Source organism: Blautia sp. HA8986 (assembly GCF_056504635.1).
On the sequence record NZ_JBWLUQ010000001.1, the window covers coordinates 2,426,455 to 2,442,507 of the forward strand.

Annotated in this window: 15 protein-coding genes and 1 pseudogene; 7 read left to right on the plus strand and 9 right to left on the minus strand. The window is 44.3% G+C overall.

Annotated features, from left to right (window positions below; genetic code table 11):
* Nucleotides 1-74: 74 nt before the first annotated feature.
* Complete coding sequence (locus tag AC04Q4_RS11255) at nucleotides 75-1,019, minus strand: ketopantoate reductase family protein (RefSeq protein WP_173739073.1); 945 nt, start codon at nucleotides 1,017-1,019, stop codon at nucleotides 75-77.
* Nucleotides 1,020-1,213: 194 nt separating this feature from the next.
* On the opposite strand from AC04Q4_RS11255, the gene AC04Q4_RS11260 reads away from it, so the two are divergent.
* The 7 genes from AC04Q4_RS11260 to AC04Q4_RS11290 all read left to right on the plus strand — a co-directional run bounded on the left by AC04Q4_RS11260 (nucleotide 1,214) and on the right by AC04Q4_RS11290 (nucleotide 8,626).
* Nucleotides 1,214-2,302: a pyridoxal phosphate-dependent aminotransferase gene (locus AC04Q4_RS11260; protein ID WP_173757398.1), complete on the plus strand. Its 1,089-nt coding sequence runs from the start codon at nucleotides 1,214-1,216 to the stop codon at nucleotides 2,300-2,302.
* A gap of 182 nt (nucleotides 2,303-2,484) precedes the next feature.
* Nucleotides 2,485-3,612: a CDP-glycerol glycerophosphotransferase family protein gene (locus tag AC04Q4_RS11265; protein WP_476388989.1), complete on the plus strand. Its 1,128-nt coding sequence runs from the start codon at nucleotides 2,485-2,487 to the stop codon at nucleotides 3,610-3,612.
* A 99-nt stretch (nucleotides 3,613-3,711) separates the two neighbouring features.
* Entirely contained in the window at nucleotides 3,712-4,356 is a 645-nt protein-coding gene (locus AC04Q4_RS11270) for an IS607 family transposase (RefSeq protein WP_476389093.1), read from the plus strand.
* Nucleotides 4,319-5,482: an RNA-guided endonuclease TnpB family protein gene (locus tag AC04Q4_RS11275; protein WP_476388990.1), complete on the plus strand. Its 1,164-nt coding sequence runs from the start codon at nucleotides 4,319-4,321 to the stop codon at nucleotides 5,480-5,482. The genes AC04Q4_RS11270 and AC04Q4_RS11275 overlap by 38 nt, the downstream gene beginning before the upstream one ends.
* A gap of 177 nt (nucleotides 5,483-5,659) precedes the next feature.
* Complete coding sequence (locus AC04Q4_RS11280; protein ID WP_173738143.1) at nucleotides 5,660-6,373, plus strand: IspD/TarI family cytidylyltransferase; 714 nt, start codon at nucleotides 5,660-5,662, stop codon at nucleotides 6,371-6,373.
* Nucleotides 6,374-7,399 (plus strand): zinc-binding dehydrogenase, encoded by a 1,026-nt coding sequence (locus AC04Q4_RS11285; RefSeq protein WP_119240310.1) that lies wholly within the window; start codon nucleotides 6,374-6,376, stop codon nucleotides 7,397-7,399.
* Nucleotides 7,400-7,402: 3 nt separating this feature from the next.
* On the plus strand, nucleotides 7,403-8,626 hold the full coding sequence (locus AC04Q4_RS11290) for a CDP-glycerol glycerophosphotransferase family protein (protein ID WP_173756654.1): 1,224 nt from the start codon (nucleotides 7,403-7,405) through the stop codon (nucleotides 8,624-8,626).
* Nucleotides 8,627-8,712: 86 nt separating this feature from the next.
* Here AC04Q4_RS11290 and AC04Q4_RS11295 read toward each other — a convergent pair whose 3' ends face one another.
* The 8 genes and pseudogenes from AC04Q4_RS11295 to AC04Q4_RS11330 form a co-directional block, all read right to left on the minus strand.
* Entirely contained in the window at nucleotides 8,713-9,489 is a 777-nt protein-coding gene (locus tag AC04Q4_RS11295; protein WP_476389094.1) for a TatD family hydrolase, read from the minus strand.
* A gap of 24 nt (nucleotides 9,490-9,513) precedes the next feature.
* Nucleotides 9,514-9,921, minus strand: a pseudogene (locus AC04Q4_RS11300) (MOSC domain-containing protein); the annotation flags it as partial.
* Between the two features lie 405 nt (nucleotides 9,922-10,326).
* On the minus strand, nucleotides 10,327-10,815 hold the full coding sequence (locus AC04Q4_RS11305; RefSeq protein ID WP_476388991.1) for a molybdenum cofactor synthesis domain-containing protein: 489 nt from the start codon (nucleotides 10,813-10,815) through the stop codon (nucleotides 10,327-10,329).
* Between the two features lie 6 nt (nucleotides 10,816-10,821).
* Complete coding sequence (moaA, locus tag AC04Q4_RS11310) at nucleotides 10,822-11,811, minus strand: GTP 3',8-cyclase MoaA (protein WP_476388992.1); 990 nt, start codon at nucleotides 11,809-11,811, stop codon at nucleotides 10,822-10,824.
* The gene (gene moaC, locus AC04Q4_RS11315; protein WP_173738154.1) at nucleotides 11,808-12,287 is read right to left on the minus strand and encodes a cyclic pyranopterin monophosphate synthase MoaC; all 480 of its coding nucleotides are present in this window, start codon (nucleotides 12,285-12,287) and stop codon (nucleotides 11,808-11,810) included. The genes moaA and moaC overlap by 4 nt, the downstream gene beginning before the upstream one ends.
* Before the next feature lie 2 nt (nucleotides 12,288-12,289).
* Complete coding sequence (gene metG / locus AC04Q4_RS11320; RefSeq protein ID WP_195456522.1) at nucleotides 12,290-14,305, minus strand: methionine--tRNA ligase; 2,016 nt, start codon at nucleotides 14,303-14,305, stop codon at nucleotides 12,290-12,292.
* 381 nt (nucleotides 14,306-14,686) lie between these two features.
* Nucleotides 14,687-15,133, minus strand: coding sequence for a threonine/serine exporter family protein (locus AC04Q4_RS11325; protein WP_173738156.1), 447 nt, complete (start codon nucleotides 15,131-15,133; stop codon nucleotides 14,687-14,689).
* Nucleotides 15,134-15,278: 145 nt separating this feature from the next.
* Nucleotides 15,279-16,034 carry a threonine/serine exporter family protein gene (locus AC04Q4_RS11330; RefSeq protein ID WP_173738157.1) on the minus strand — a complete coding sequence of 252 codons (756 nt, stop codon included), beginning with the start codon at nucleotides 16,032-16,034 and terminating at the stop codon, nucleotides 15,279-15,281.
* Nucleotides 16,035-16,053 lie beyond the last annotated feature (19 nt).

Below are 16,053 nucleotides of genomic sequence, written 5' to 3' on the forward strand. Positions count from 1 at the left end.
AAACTCCAATTTTACGGTGAAAATATATCTGGATTTGTCACGATTCATTTGTAATCAGCAGCCCGGATTTTCCATTAGAACTTCTCAGCAATCTCCTTCAGTCCCTGATACATTTTTTCAGATAAAGGAATCTCCACGCCCAACCGTTTCGCCTCTTTCACAATATACCCGCTGAAAGTCTCCAGCTCTGTCTGTTTCTTACAGATTCGATAATCTCTCTGCAGAGAACTTGTGGCATTATCTGCATGCACGTGGCGGAATTTATGGATCACCTCATTGATATGCTCATCTGTCAAAGCCACACCCTTGGCACGTCCTACACTCGCAGCCTCCCACACAAGACTCTCATACTGCTGTGCTTTCACCTGATCACTTCGCAGTTCTCCGATGGTATTGTCATAAAAAGCAGTCATCACATTAAACGCGCAATTAAGGATATATTTCCGCCAGATCTCTACCTCAATATCCCCCTCATCTTTATAATCAATATCTGCACCTTTCAAGATCTTTGCAACTTCCGCAACTTTCTCCCGCTGCTTCTCATCCGCATTTTTGATCCCTATGCACAGCCATGTAAATGTATCCTGCTGAGAAATGGAAAAATCTTCATTTGCAAAAGCCACTGTATAGATCAGAGAGTCTACCACCGTTCCCTTTCCGATCAGGGCACGGATATTTTCTCCCGGATCAACACCATTCATTACCGGAATGATCACCGTATCATCCGTAACCATATCCCGGATACTCTCGCACACCTCTGCAAGAGAGTAATTTTTCACACAGATAAAAATATAATCCTGCTGTCCCATATCGCGGACTGTAACGACTCGTTCCGGTCTTGCAATGATCTCACCTTTATAATCACTGTGCAGCACAAGACCATTTTCCCGGATGCTCTCTGCTCTGGCTCCACGTGCCACCATTGTCACATGAGGATATGCTTTCGCCAGCATTCCTGCCACATATCCGCCAACACCGCCGATTCCGATCACTGCAATTCTTTTCTCTTCTGCCTTCATATCATCTGTCTCCTTTTCCCACGGATATCCTGTATTTCTGCGATTATAAAACCATTATCTCCACATAATTATTCATAATTTTATTTTATCAGATACAAAAGAAAATTACTATCCTGCCTTTTTTTGAAAAGCATTCTGGTGTATACTGGAATTAATTTTTGTAATGAAAAAATAACCAAATGAGGTGACAGCCAATGGATACAAAACCCGTTTTTCACGGAAGTGATATAGAAAAAATATGCAGCTACTATAATTTAAAAAAAGAGGACATCGTCAAATTTGGAGCCAACGTAAACCCTCTGGGATTATCTCCGAAAGCCAGCAAAGCAATTGCAGAACACGTTGATCTTCTTTCTTCCTATCCGGACAGAGAATACACTTCTCTTCGCAATACGATTTCCCGTTACTGCGGGATCCCGGCTGATTTTATACTTCCAGGAAACGGTTCCAGTGAACTGATCTCCCTTCTTATTGAAGAAAGAGCACCAAAGCACACTTTGATCCTTGGCCCGACCTACTCCGAATATTCCAGAGAACTCTCTTTCTCAGGAAGTACACAGGAATATTATCATCTTCAGGAGAATAATGATTTCGGGCCGGATATTCCGGATCTCTGCAAAAAGCTTACTCAGGGCTATGATTTTCTTATCCTCTGCAATCCCAACAATCCAACATCTTCTGCCATTTCAAAGGAAGATCTCCGCAAGCTCATAAGTTTCTGTGCGGAAAAAAACATCTTCGTAATGATTGATGAAACTTACGTGGAATTTGCCCCAGATATCAATGCTATCACAGCCGTTCCCCTTACACAGGAATTCACCAATCTCATGGTACTCCGCGGTGTATCAAAATTCTTCGCAGCACCTGGAATGCGCCTTGGCTACGGAATCACCGGAAACATGAACTTCCTCGCAAAAATGCGTGAGAAACAGACACCATGGTCATTAAATAGTATTGGTGCATTTGCAGGAGAAATCATGCTTCAGGATGAAGAATACATCCGAAACACAAGAGAACTGATCCTGTCCGAACGTGTCAGAATAATCTCCGAATTAAAAAAAGTTCCAACTTACAAAGTCTATCCGGCTTATGCCAACTTCATCCTTCTCAGGATCCGGAAAGAAGGCCTGACCTCCTATGATGTTTTTGAGGCCTGCATCCGCCAGGGACTTATGATCCGTGACTGCTCTTCATTCCAGTGTCTTGATGGCGAATTTATCAGATTCTGTATTATGATGCCAAAGGACAATTCACGGCTTATAGATGTGCTGAAAGCCTTATGAAATCCGGCGTTGTGCTTCCATATAGGATATGTTATACTTCACAGGTATTATTAAATCAATGCAAAATATGGAAAACAGAAATAACTAACTTCTGAAACAATTATGTTATACTTTAACAGATATCGGCTATTCTATATCAGAGGAGCAATATAAATCAGAAACAGAAAACCGGAGGATATGTAATGATATTTTGGCTAAAACAAATAATAAAAATGCTTTTCCAGCAGCTTATTCTTCCGGCTGTTTATAATGTCCATGCCATGAAGCCGGTTATACCCGGAACCGTGATACTGGCTGATGCACATCACAGCGAGATTCCATTCAGCATGCTGGCCATCCGTGAGGAGCTTCTGACCCATCCGGAGCTTCAGATCACCGAAATGTACTGGAACAATAACTCCGATTCTCCTCTGAAGGTTTTTCAGAATATGGCCTCTTTTATGAAAAAATATGCATCCGCAGAAACAGTGATCATATGTGACAATTTTCTGCCTGCAGCTTCCTGCAAAAAACGCAGCGAAACTCAGGTAATACAGCTTTGGCATGCATGTGGAGCCTTCAAAAAATTCGGTTATGACACGGAGGCAGATATTCCATCCTACTATATTGGCAATGTAATGGCCAACTGCAATATCGCAACTGTCAGCTCAGAAATCTGCGTGAAACCTTTTGCCAGTGCCATGAAACTTCCGGAGGATCGCATCCTCCCTGTAGGCGTCAGCCGGACGGACATGTACTTCAACAACAGTTTCAACCAGCACTGCCGCGAACAGTTTTTCCGGCAGCATCCTGAAGCACAGGACAAAAAAATCGTACTCTGGGCTCCTACTTTCCGCGGAAAACCTGGTTCTGCCCAGGTCTACGGACTGGAAGATGTCCTCAAGGCGCAGGAACGCCTCAGAGATACTCATTACTTTATCATTAAACTGCATCCCCATTCCCAGCTTCATACACAGGGAACCAACTGCAGCATTCCTTCTGAGGAACTGCTCCCTGTTGCTGATGTAGTGATCACAGATTATTCTTCTATCCTTTTCGACGCAATGATCTACAAACTTCCGATCATTCTGTTTGCACCGGATCTTAAAGAATACGTGGACAATCGGGGATTTTATCTGGATTACTTTACACTACCCGGCATACTTGTCCGCGACAGTGAACATATCGTTCAGACGCTGTCTGATGAAGCAGCTCTTGACGCTTCCATTGATCAGCATTATTTCGAATTTTTTGAACAGTATATGGCCGCCTGCGACGGACACTCCACACAGAGAATTATAGATTACATCACAAAACCCCAGAATAACTAGGAGGTTATTAACAGTTAAATATAAATTATAAAATCATATAAGTACATGTTGAGTTTTATAAGATATTAGAGCAGAATATTATTGAAAGAAGTTGATGCTTTGAGTAAATATTATTCTATACATGAATTTTCAAAAATTATAGGCGTATCCGCCCAGACATTACGAAATTGGGATGCCAATGGAAAACTTCATCCGCATCATACTACAGTAAGCGGCTATAGATATTACTCTGACGAGCAACTCAACCAGGTAATAAATGTAAAGCCTAAAAATCGCATTACAATTGGATATTGTCGCGTTTCCAGCCATAAACAGAAAGATGATCTGGAACGACAGATTGATAATGTTAAGACATATCTTCTGGTAAAAGGACAGCCATTTGAGATAATAAGTGATATCGGTTCCGGAATTAATTATAAGAAAAAAGGACTCCAGGAATTGATCAGGCGAATATCTCAAAATCAGGTTGAAAAGGTTGTTGTTTTATATAAAGATCGGCTATTGCGATTTGGTTTTGAATTGATAGAATATATCGCCTCGCTTTATAATTGTGAGATTGAGATTATTGATAATACTGAAAAATCCGAACAGCAGGAACTTGTTGAAGATCTGGTTCAGATAATCACAGTATTCAGTTGCAAATTACAAGGAAAACGAGCGAATAAAGCCAAGAAACTTATCCGGGAACTGATACAGGAGGAAGTAGATGGTAAAAGCCATAAAAGTAATGTTGATACCAAATAATATACAGAAAACTAAGATGTTTCAGTACGCAGGTGCTTCAAGATTTGCTTATAACTGGGCTTTGGCAAGGGAAATAGAAAACTATGAAAAAGGAGGAAAATTCATTTCAGATGCAGAACTCAGAAAAGAATTTACAAAGCTTAGACATTCTGATGAATACGCATGGTTATTGAGTATTTCAAATAATGTAACCAAACAGGCAATCAAAGATGCCTGTATTGCTTATAAAAACTTTTTCAAAGGTTTGCAAAAATATCCGAGGTTTAAGTCTAAAAAGAAATCAACACCGAAGTTCTATCAGGATAATATTAAGATACAATTCAGCAATACTCATGTTAAGTTTGAAGGATTTTCTTCGGGCAGGAAAAGAAATAAACAAAAACTAAATTGGGTAAGACTTGCAGAGCATGGTCGTATTCCTACAGATGCTAAATATATGAATCCGCGAATATCCTTTGACGGATTGAACTGGTGGATCAGCGTATGTGTGGAATTGCCTGATTGCATAGAAAAACTTAATGATGATGGAATTGGTATAGATCTAGGAATCAAAGATCTGGCTATTTGCTCTGATGGAGCTAAGTATAAGAACATCAATAAAAGTCAGAAAGTAAAGAAACTAGAAAAACAGAAACGCAGATTACAGCGTAGTATCTCTCGCTCTTACGAGAAAAATAAGAAAGGAAAAAGTTACTGCAAAACAAATAATGTAATCAAAAAGGAAAAACTTTTATTAAAACGAAATCACAGATTAACAAATATCCGTAAGAACTATTTGAATCAGACTACATCTGAAATTGTAAATCGAAAACCAAGATTTATTTGTATTGAAGATTTGAATGTTAGTGGAATGATGAAAAATAGACATTTATCAAAAACAGTTCAGAATCAGGGCTTTTTTGAGTTTAGAAAGCAGCTTGAACACAAGTGCAGCGATAAAGGGATTCAGCTTATTGTGGCTGATCGGTTTTATCCATCATCAAAGATTTGCAGTTGTTGTGGAAATATTAAAAAAGACTTGAAATTATCTGACAGGATTTATAAATGTGATTGTGGAAATGTCATTGATAGAGATTTTCAGGCATCTATAAATCTCAAGGCTTATGGAGAAGGATTTGCAAGCTAGCACTAAAACGTTAGTGCAAATATGTACGGGTACGTTAATCCGGAATTTACGCCTATGGAGAGTACAAGAACTTGTGAGTAGATAGATATTTATATCATCAAAAGCATACTCGTTGAAGTAGGAATGAAACATAGAAGTTTATAACTTTTTATAAGTTTTCAGTAACGGTAAGCATCTATGGCTAACAATATTTTTGGTATTATCCTGGCCGGCGGCCAGGGAACACGAATGGGCAATGCAGAACGCCCGAAACAGTTTATGGAGATCGGCCGGAAGCCAATTATCGTTCATACCATTGAAAAATTCGTGATCCATTCTGCTTTTGACAGAATTATCGTACTTTCTCCGAAAGCATGGATCTCTCATACAAAAGATCTCATCCGCAAATATATTCCTGACCATTCCGACATCATCGTTATCCCAGGCGGTTCAACAAGAAACGAGACGATCATGAACGCAATCCGCTACATTGAAGAGAATTTCGGACTTGATGACGATACGATCATTGTAACACATGATTCCGTACGTCCCTTTGTATCTCACCGCATGATCGAGGAGAATATCCAGGCAGCCGTGGAATACGGTGCCTGCGACACTGTGATCCCTGCGTCAGATACCATCGTAGAAAGCCAGGATCATAAGTTCATCAGTAGCATTCCCGATCGTTCTGCCATGTACCAGGGACAGACCCCGCAGTCTTTCCGGGCAAAAAAACTCCGGGATATTTATGCGGGTCTTTCTTCCGCAGAAAAAGAAATTCTCACGGATGCCTGCAAAATCCTTGTTCTTAAAGGAGAAAAGGTCCATCTTGTGGAAGGCGATGTTACAAATATCAAAATCACATATCCTTCCGACATCCGCATGGCTGAAGCTATCATGGGAGGGAAATAAATGCTGACATCTGTTTACCGTTTAGTCAGACCACGTCAGTTTGAACTGGTCTTTAATGACATTACCCTTGATAAATCTCACGTGATTGTTCATCCTGTCCGCCTGTCTATCTGCAATGCTGACCAACGTTATTACCAGGGTCTCCGCGCAGAAAATATCCTTCGCAAAAAGCTTCCAATGGCTCTCATCCATGAGGCAGTCGGCCGGGTTGCTTTCGACCCCACAGGCCAGTTTGAAGAGGGAACTCTTGTTGTAATGATTCCTAATACTCCTACTGAAAAGGACGACATCATTGCAGAAAATTATCTCAGAAGCAGTCAGTTTCGGGCCAGCGGTTTTGACGGTTTTATGCAGGAATATGTAAGCATGGAACCTGACCGTCTTGTTGCCTTGCCGGAAGATGTCAACCTGTCCGTAGCTGCTTTTACAGAGATCGTCAGCGTCAGCTACCACACGATCCAGCGATTCCTTCGCTTTTCCCACAGCCGCAGGGATGTGATCGGAGTCTGGGGCGATGGAAATCTGGGATATATCACTTCCCTTCTTCTTAAAGCTATCCTGCCTGAGACCAAAGTCTGCGTTTTTGGTGTCAACGAATATAAACTTCACGATTTTTCTTTTGCAGATGATGTATATTTGATTTCAGATATTCCGGAAGATTTTCACATGGATCATGCTTTCGAATGTGTGGGTGGAGCCGCTTCTTCCAAAGCGATCAATCAGATCATTGACTATATTAATCCAGAGGGAACCATATCCATTATGGGGGTCTCTGAGGATTTCGCCCCCATCAACACACGCATGATCCTGGAAAAAGGTCTTCGTCTTTTTGGAAGCAGCCGCAGCGGCCGGGAGGATTTTCTTGGTCTTATCAAACTGTACAATCAAAATCCGGATCTGATCAATCAGTTGGAAAAAATCGTAGGAGCGGAGATTCATGTAAGAAGTATTCAGGATATCACCCGCGCTTTTGAGATCGATATCCACAAAATTATGGGAAAAACCATTATGATCTGGGAGAATTAACACATGAAGAAGATTTTAAAAAAAGTTTTAAAAAAAATCTACCGGGCACTGCCATCGAAAGTTAAGAAGTGCTATCGAATGGCCCGCAAAGTTCTGATCTTTCGGGTCGTTTATCCCTTTACTTATAAATTTTTCGCGCTTACCCGAAAGATGAATCCTGATAAAGTCGTTTTTATTGAAGCACGTTTTGACAAGATCACAGATGCTTTTCAGCTTATTTACAAACGCATGAAAGACGAAGGCTATGAGGTCCACGAAGAATATCTTCTGAACATCAAATCAAATAATCCGGCTTATATCCGCCGCTGCCTGCATATGCTGAAAGATATCGCGGATGCACATTATATCTTTCTCAATGATGCCTGCGATGTCACAAGCAGTATTTCGCTGCGCAAAGGAAGCCGAATCTTTCAGGTGTGGCACGCCTGCGGTGCTTTTAAGAAATTCGGCATGAGCACTGCTGACCTGATCTTTGGTGCCGACCGCCGCACTCAGGAAAAATTTCCCAACTACAGGAACTTATCCTACGTTACAGTCAGCAGTCCGGAAGTCAGCTGGGCTTACGAAGAAGCCATGAACCTGAAAGGTACTGATACCGAAATCGTAGCAACCGGAATCAGCCGTACAGATGTTTTTTATGATAAAAATTTTATTGAAAATGCCAGGGAATCTGTTTACTCCGTATTCCCCCAGGCCCGTTCCAAAAAAGTAATCCTGTACGCACCTACCTTCCGCGGAAGAGTCGCAAAAGCCAAAACCCCTGACTGCCTCGACATCCCGGCTATGAAAAAAGCCCTTGGAAATGAATACATTCTTCTCCTAAAACACCACCCGTTCGTAAAAAAACGCCCGGAAATTCCCGAGGACTGCAAAGATTTCGCAATGGATGTAACAACAGATCTGGATATCGATAAACTTCTCTGCGTCAGCGATATCTGCATCTCCGACTACTCATCCCTGATCTTCGAATACTCCCTTTTCGAACGCCCAATGATCTTCTACGCCTACGACCTGGAAGATTACTTCGACTGGAGAGGTTTCTACTACAACTACGATGACCTCACCCCCGGCCCTGTCGTAACTGAAACTGAGGAGATCATTGATTACATTCAGAATCTTGACACACGGTTCGATAAGGAACAGGTTCATGCCTTTAGAGAGAAATTTATGTCCGCGTGTGATGGCTGTGCTACGGATAGGATTATGGAGTTGGTACGGAAATGCTAGATGATTAGCTTACATTATAATAGTCGTAATCCCGGATACTGCATTGGCAGTGATCCGGGATTTGTTTTTAAACTATAAAGAATTTTTTACATCATTCCCAACACCTTCACCGCATTACTCTCCGTCACAGCCACAACCTCCTCGCAGCTAACACCCTTAATCTCCGCGATGGTCTTTACAACCTCCGGCAGATACAGGGAACTGTTCCTCTTTCCGCGGTTTGGCACAGGTGCCATGTACGGGCAATCGGTTTCAAGCAGGATCTGGTTCAGGGGTGTGTATTCTACTACTTCTTTCAGTTTCCGGGAATTCTTAAATGTCACCACTCCGCCAATTCCCAAATAAAGTCCCATATTCAGATACTCCCTTGCAATTTCCTTGCTATAAGAAAAACAATGGATAACTCCGCCATACATTCCATTCTTCATATATTCTCTCACAATATTCAGCGTATCCTCGGCAGCATCACGGCTGTGAATCATAAACGGGAGTTTTTTCTCACGGGCAATATCCATCTGCTGGCGGAAGACTTTTTGCTGAAGAAGGTGCGCTTCTTTCTCCTTATGCCAGTAATAATCCAGACCGATCTCACCTACGGCTACTGTCTTTTCCTTATCACAATATCTGCGGATCTCATCCAAAACTGCCGCATCCACTTTATCTGCATCATCCGGATGTACACCTACTGCACCATAAATAAACGGATACTTCTCCACCAGATCATAAACCCGGTCAAAGTGTCCCACAGAAGCACACACATCCACAATATGCCCGATTCCATTCTCCTGCATACTATCCAGCATGGCATAACGGTCCTCGTCAAAAGCCTCATCATCATAATGTGCATGGGTATCAAAAATCATGGCTTTATCCACAGTCATCTCGTCACCGACAGAAACTTTTCCACCTTTCAGCACTCTTGTAAACACACCTTCACGGGGCATAATGCACTCACCCATCTTCTGGAAAATAGCACAGCCATTGTGGCATTCCTTTCCAATCTGAGTCAGCTCCAGTACAACCTCACCACAACGGAATCTCGTTCCAACCGGAAGCTTCGCGAAATCAATCCCCTCCACGACCAGGTTTTCGCCAAAAGCACCATCCTCAACTACTGCGCCCCTGGCGCGAAAGTCCTCTATCTTTTCATTTGAAAGAAGACTCACCTGCCGGTGCCACTTCCCGGCATGAGCATCCCCCTCAAGCCCCCAGTCCTCCACAAAAACCGCAGACCCGACATTCCTCTTCTCCGTCCCCTTCTTCTCACTGATACAAACCGCAAGTACTTTTCCCATAACAAACTCCTATTAATTACACATCGCTACAAAATTTATTCCTATATATCACACCAGCAATATTAATTTCCAACTATCAACACATTCCTCAGAATTCACTGAATTCAACAACCAGACTCACGCAGTCACAGTCGTCCCTTACCAACAACATGTCCGGTAGAACCTACACCACTCTCAACAACCAGCCCAACGGAGGCAGGGCCAGTACGGTGACGTTAGCGGAGCCGCCGTCGAGAGGCGAGTATAGCTGCTGCCACCGAGTGCTCTGTCTGAACGGAGCGCTATGCGCGTAGTGAGTTAGCACGAATGGCAGCAAACCAGCGACGCAGCCGAACAGGCCGCGCAGCGTGTCACAGTACTGGCCCTGCCTCCGTTGGGCGTCCGTTCGTTAATATACACTACGTTCTACCGTCCACACTCCCCAGCCTCACCAACAAGTATCTCAATCCCATGCCCCAGCGAATCCACAATAACCTCCAGACACTCCTTCACAGCCTTAGGACTCCCCGGCAGATTAACGATCAGCGTCTTCTTCCGAATTCCAGCCGTAGCCCGGCTCAACATCGCCCTCTTCGTGATCGTCAGACTAAACGCACGCATAGCCTCCGGAATCCCCGGCACACGCCGCTCGATCACATCCTCCGTAGCCTCCGGTGTTACATCCCTCTGGGAAAACCCGGTACCACCCGTAGTCAAAATCAGCTCAGCCAAACCCATATCCGCAATCTCCGCCATCCGTGCACTCAGCATCCCACGGTCATCCGGCAAAACCTCCACAGAGACAACCTCATACCCGGCCACCTCCATGATTTCCTTCACAGCCGGCCCGCTGAGATCCTCACGTTCCCCTCTGAAACCCTTATCACTGGAAGTGATCACTGCAACTCTCTTCATAAACACTCAACCTCCGATCTGAGCCATACAAAGCTTCTCCGTTTTATCTTCCTTCTGTTTCTCCAGACTGCCTCCAAAAGCATGCCCGTCCGGCTTTTCCGACAACGCTTCCAGAATCACCGCCTTCAGCTCCTCATCCGAACCACCGCTGCGGATCATCGCCCGAAGATCCCTCCCGGCTGTATACTGCAGACAGGTCTTCAAAAACCCCTGTGAAGTCAGCCTGATCCGGTTGCATTCCCCACAGAATTTATGGCTCACCGCACTGATAAACCCGATCTTCCCTGAAAAACCGTCCACATCATAATAATGACACGGTCCATTCCCAAGGGGCTCCCCAACATACGGCGAAAACTGTGGTAGCTTTTCCCCAAGGATCCCAAGCAGTTCCTCCTCCGACACCCCATGAAATTCTTTTCCCATCCCAATGGGCATCATCTCAATAAACCGCACATGCACCCTGTGATTCCTGGCAAGAAGTGCCACCCGGCAAAGATCCTGCTCCGGAATCCCAAGGGGCACGCAGTTGATCTTCAGAGAAATCTCCGGATACTTCAACGCCTCTGAGATCCCTTCAAGCGTCCGATTCAATTCATCACGCCGGGTAATTCTCCTGCTGCAGGCCTCATCCAGCGTATCCAAACTGATATTCAATCCGTCCAGCCCTGCCCGGGCAAAATCCTTCATCTGCTCCTTCAGAAGCACACCATTTGTAGTCAGAGTCACCTTCTCGATTCCCGTCATATTTTTCAGTTTTTCCACAAGCTGAGGCATTCCGGAACGAACCAGAGGCTCCCCTCCGGTAAGCTTGATCTTCCGGATACCCAGCTCTGCCATCACCCGGCAGATCCTCAAGATTTCCTCTTCCTGCAAAATAAGGGAGCGCGACACATGCTGCACTCCCTCCTCCGGCATACAATAAATACACCGCAAATTACATCTGTCAGTTACGGAAATCCTGAGATAATCAATATTTCTTCCGCACCTGTCTATCATTTTTCCTCAAAGCAGAAATCTCCGCTTTTGCCTCCTGTTTTTTCTTCCAGATGGATATCAGACATAACCATGTGCTTGTCAATTGCCTTGCACATGTCATAAATAGTCAGAAGTGCCACCTGAACACCTGTCAGCGCCTCCATCTCCACGCCTGTTTTTCCCTCTGTTTTTACCGTGCAAAATACACGGATCATTCCCGCATACTCATCCGTTTCAAAATCCACAGAACACTTCTGGATGGGAAGTGGATGGCACATGGGGATCAGCTCAGAAGTACGCTTCACCCCCATGATACCTGCCACACGGGCCACACCAAGTACATCACCCTTTTTCACATTTCCGCTTTTTACCGCAGCCATGATCTCCGGGCTTACCTGAATGGAACCGGTAGCTGTCGCTGTACGGTGAGTGACCGGTTTATCGGACACATCCACCATAACAGCATTGCCGTTTTTATCAAAATGATTCAATCCCATACTTAGCAGATCTCAGCACCTGCTGGCATCTCTTTCTCCGGTACCATCAGGGAAAGATTTCCGTCTGCATCCTCTGCACAGAGGATCATACCCTCGCTGAGAATTCCGGCAAGCTTGGCAGGTTTCAGGTTTGTAACGACCATAACCTTTTTGCCAACCATTTCCTCTGCGGAATAGTGAGCCTTGATTCCGGATACGATCTGACGAACCTGGCTTCCGATCTTAACCTGAGAGCAGAGAAGTTTTCTGGATTTCTTAACCTCCTCGCAGGCAATGATCTCACCAACCTGGAACTGAAGCTTCTCAAAATCATCGAAAGTGATCTCCGGCTTTGCCTCGATATCGATCACCTCCTCTGTTTTCTCCTCTTCTACCTCTTCCTTCGGCTCTTCTTTCTTCGGATGAAGCTTCGCAACCTTCTCAAGAACCTCTTTCAGATCAAGTCTCGCAAAAAGAATCTCCGGTTTGTCAGTTACGCGGTTTCCTGAAGGATAAAGACCAAACTGATCCATCTCCTCAAGAGTTCTCTCGTTTGCGTTGAGCTGTACAAGAATACGCTCTGTTGTACGCGGCATAAAGGATTTCAGAAGAGATGCGCCGATGCAGATTCCCTCAACCAGGTTGTAGAGAACTGTTGCAAGACGATCCTGCTTTGTCTCATCCTTTGCAAGTGCCCATGGCATTGTCTCGTCGATATATTTGTTGCAGCGTTTGAACAGAGAGAATACCTCAGTGATGGCATCTGCAACACGAAGCTTATCCATTTTTGCGGAAACGTTTTTCGGAACCTGAAGGATGAAGTTCTTAAGATCCTCATCAACCGGCTCAGTTACATTCTTATTCTCAACAACTCCGTTAAAATATTTGTTGGACATGGAAATAGTACGGTTTACAAGATTTCCAAGTGTGTTTGCAAGGTCAGAATTCAGTCTCTCAACCATCAGCTCCCATGTGATCACACCGTCATTCTCAAATGGCATCTCATGGAGTACGAAATAACGGACAGCATCTACACCGAAGAACTCAACAAGCTCATCTGCGTAGATTACATTTCCTTTGGATTTACTCATTTTTCCATCGCCCTGAAGCAGCCACGGATGTCCGAATACCTGTTTCGGAAGCGGAAGATCCAGAGACATCAGGAAGATCGGCCAGTAAATCGTATGGAAACGGATGATATCTTTTCCGATAAGGTGAAGATCTGCAGGCCAGTATTTGTTGAATTGATCGCTGCTGTTTCCGTCGCAGTCATAGCCGATACCTGTGATATAGTTTGTCAGGGCATCCAGCCATACATATACTACGTGCTTCGGATCGAAATCTACCGGGATTCCCCATTTGAAAGATGTTCTGGATACACAGAGATCCTGAAGTCCCGGAAGAAGGAAGTTGTTCATCATTTCGTTTTTACGTGACTCCGGCTGGATGAAATCCGGATGTGTGTTAATGTAGTCGATCAGCTTGTCTGCATATTTACTCATTTTGAAGAAATATGCCTCTTCCTTAGCCGGTACGCATGGACGTCCGCAGTCCGGACATTTGCCGTCTACAAGCTGGGACTCTGTAAAGAAAGACTCACATGGTGTACAGTACATTCCTTCATAATGACCCTTGTAGATATCACCCTTTGCATACATTTTTTTGAAGATTTTTTTGACCTGCTCTTCATGGTCTTTATCTGTTGTACGGATGAATTTGTCATAGGATGTATTCATCAGATCCCATATACGTTTGATCTCGCCGGAAACGTTATCTACGAATTCCTTCGGTGTAACGCCAGCTTCCTCAGCCTTCAGCTCGATCTTCTGACCATGCTCGTCAGTTCCTGTCTGAAAATATACGTCATAACCCTGCTGTCTTTTAAAACGTGCGATCGCATCCGCAAGAACTACCTCATAAGTATTTCCGATATGCGGCTTACCGGATGTGTACGCAATGGCAGTGCTGATATAATATCTCTGCTTTTCCATTTTTTCTTTCCTCCATAATAAAAATAAAAAAACGTCTTCCCATACCATAACGATATGAGAAGACGAGTTATTACCCGTGTTACCACTTCTTTTCGTTCCTGCCTCGCGGCAAAAACCTCATCAGGTACAGCAGTTTCTATACCTTTCCGCTATAACAGGCGGTCCTGTCATCACCTGCCGGTGTCCATTAAACGGGACATTCACATTTCGCTTATCACGTTCAAACCGGTTCAGCAATGCCTCTCCGAAGCCATCTTCCATCTGCGCCTGCACATCCCTCTCAGTCTCGGAACTCCTTATATAAAAAGTTCTCCGGGGATTTCCCTGTAGTACGGTGTACACATGTACTCTCTTCTTCCACGAGTTTTCCATATGGGAAAATCGTAACACATTTCTGATGGTTTGTAAACGGGGAATTTCGTTACTGTATTACATTCTCCTCTGCCTGTACATCCACCGCCACGCCATCCGGAACGCAATAGTTGTCAGCGTCATTCCTGCTGCCATGCTCACTGCAAAAAGGATCGTATAGATTCCATCTTTCTGGAATTTCGCCCAGTCCTTCATCAACATCCAGTTCATAGTCCGGTAAAGTGCTGCTCCCGGAATCAGCGGAATTGTCGCGGAAACCAGAAATACAGTTACCGGCGTTTTATGAATTCTTGCCATACATTCTGCATACAAAGTAATAGCTACTGTTGACCAGAAGCCGCACGCATACGGACTTGGCGTTATGAACTCCACTGCCAGATATACAGCCCAGGACAGGCAGCCTCCTACAGCCGCAAACCAGAGTTTTTTTCCATGGATATTAAATAATGCCGCAAAGCCGAGGGATCCTGTGAAGGATACGACCAGCTGTATGATTTCCCGCATATTTTCCTCCTGAATAAATCATAACTACTCTCAAATGCTCCCATTATCTGCTGCGTTTCGCTACTCCGCAATTGATACAGTATGTGAATTACTCATTCACTGCTTATTGCTTTTCGCAACCTTCAAGAGAATTTCCCTGATTCGGTTAAAACAACAGATTCGCCACCGTAAAACCAAGGCCCACGACCAGTGCCAGCAAAAGTGCCTCCATACATCGGATCAAACCTGTAATGGTATCTCCTGAAAACATATCGCGTAATGAATTGGTAAATGCAATTCCCGGTATCAGAAGCATGATATTTCCGATACTGATCAGATCCGCATGATGTCCAAGCCCGATCAGAACTGTAAGATTGGAAAGTACTCCGCCGGCTCCGCAGCAAAGAAGCACTGTCAGCAGCGAGTTTAATGCGCCCTTTTTTACAAAAGCCTCAAACAGCTTCAGGGCGATACCTATCAGCGCAGAAGCGATCATATCGTTGACATCTCCTCCGAAAAACACGGAAAAAGAACCCGAAATTACAGCATAGATCAAAATCTGCGTTTTAAAAGAATATCCTTGTTTATCCCGGATCTTTTCCAGCCCCTTCTGGATCTCCTCCGGCTTCGGCCGATACTCACAGATATATCTGGAAAGCTGGTTCAGGTCATCCAGCCGCCCCAGGTCATTGGCCATTCCCGGCACACGCCGCGTCTGGGTGCAGATTCCAAAATCTTCTCCATAAATCGTCGTCACAATACTGGATGTGATAGAAAAAACATCCGCCCGGGTGGCTCCATATGCCAGGCAGATCCGCCGTATGGTATCTTCCACACGTCCAACCTCTGCTCCGCAGCAAAGAAGCTGTTCACCAATTGTCATCGCATAATATAAATACTGTTCCGCTTCCTCCCGCGTCATCCGGCATCCCTCTCTTTCC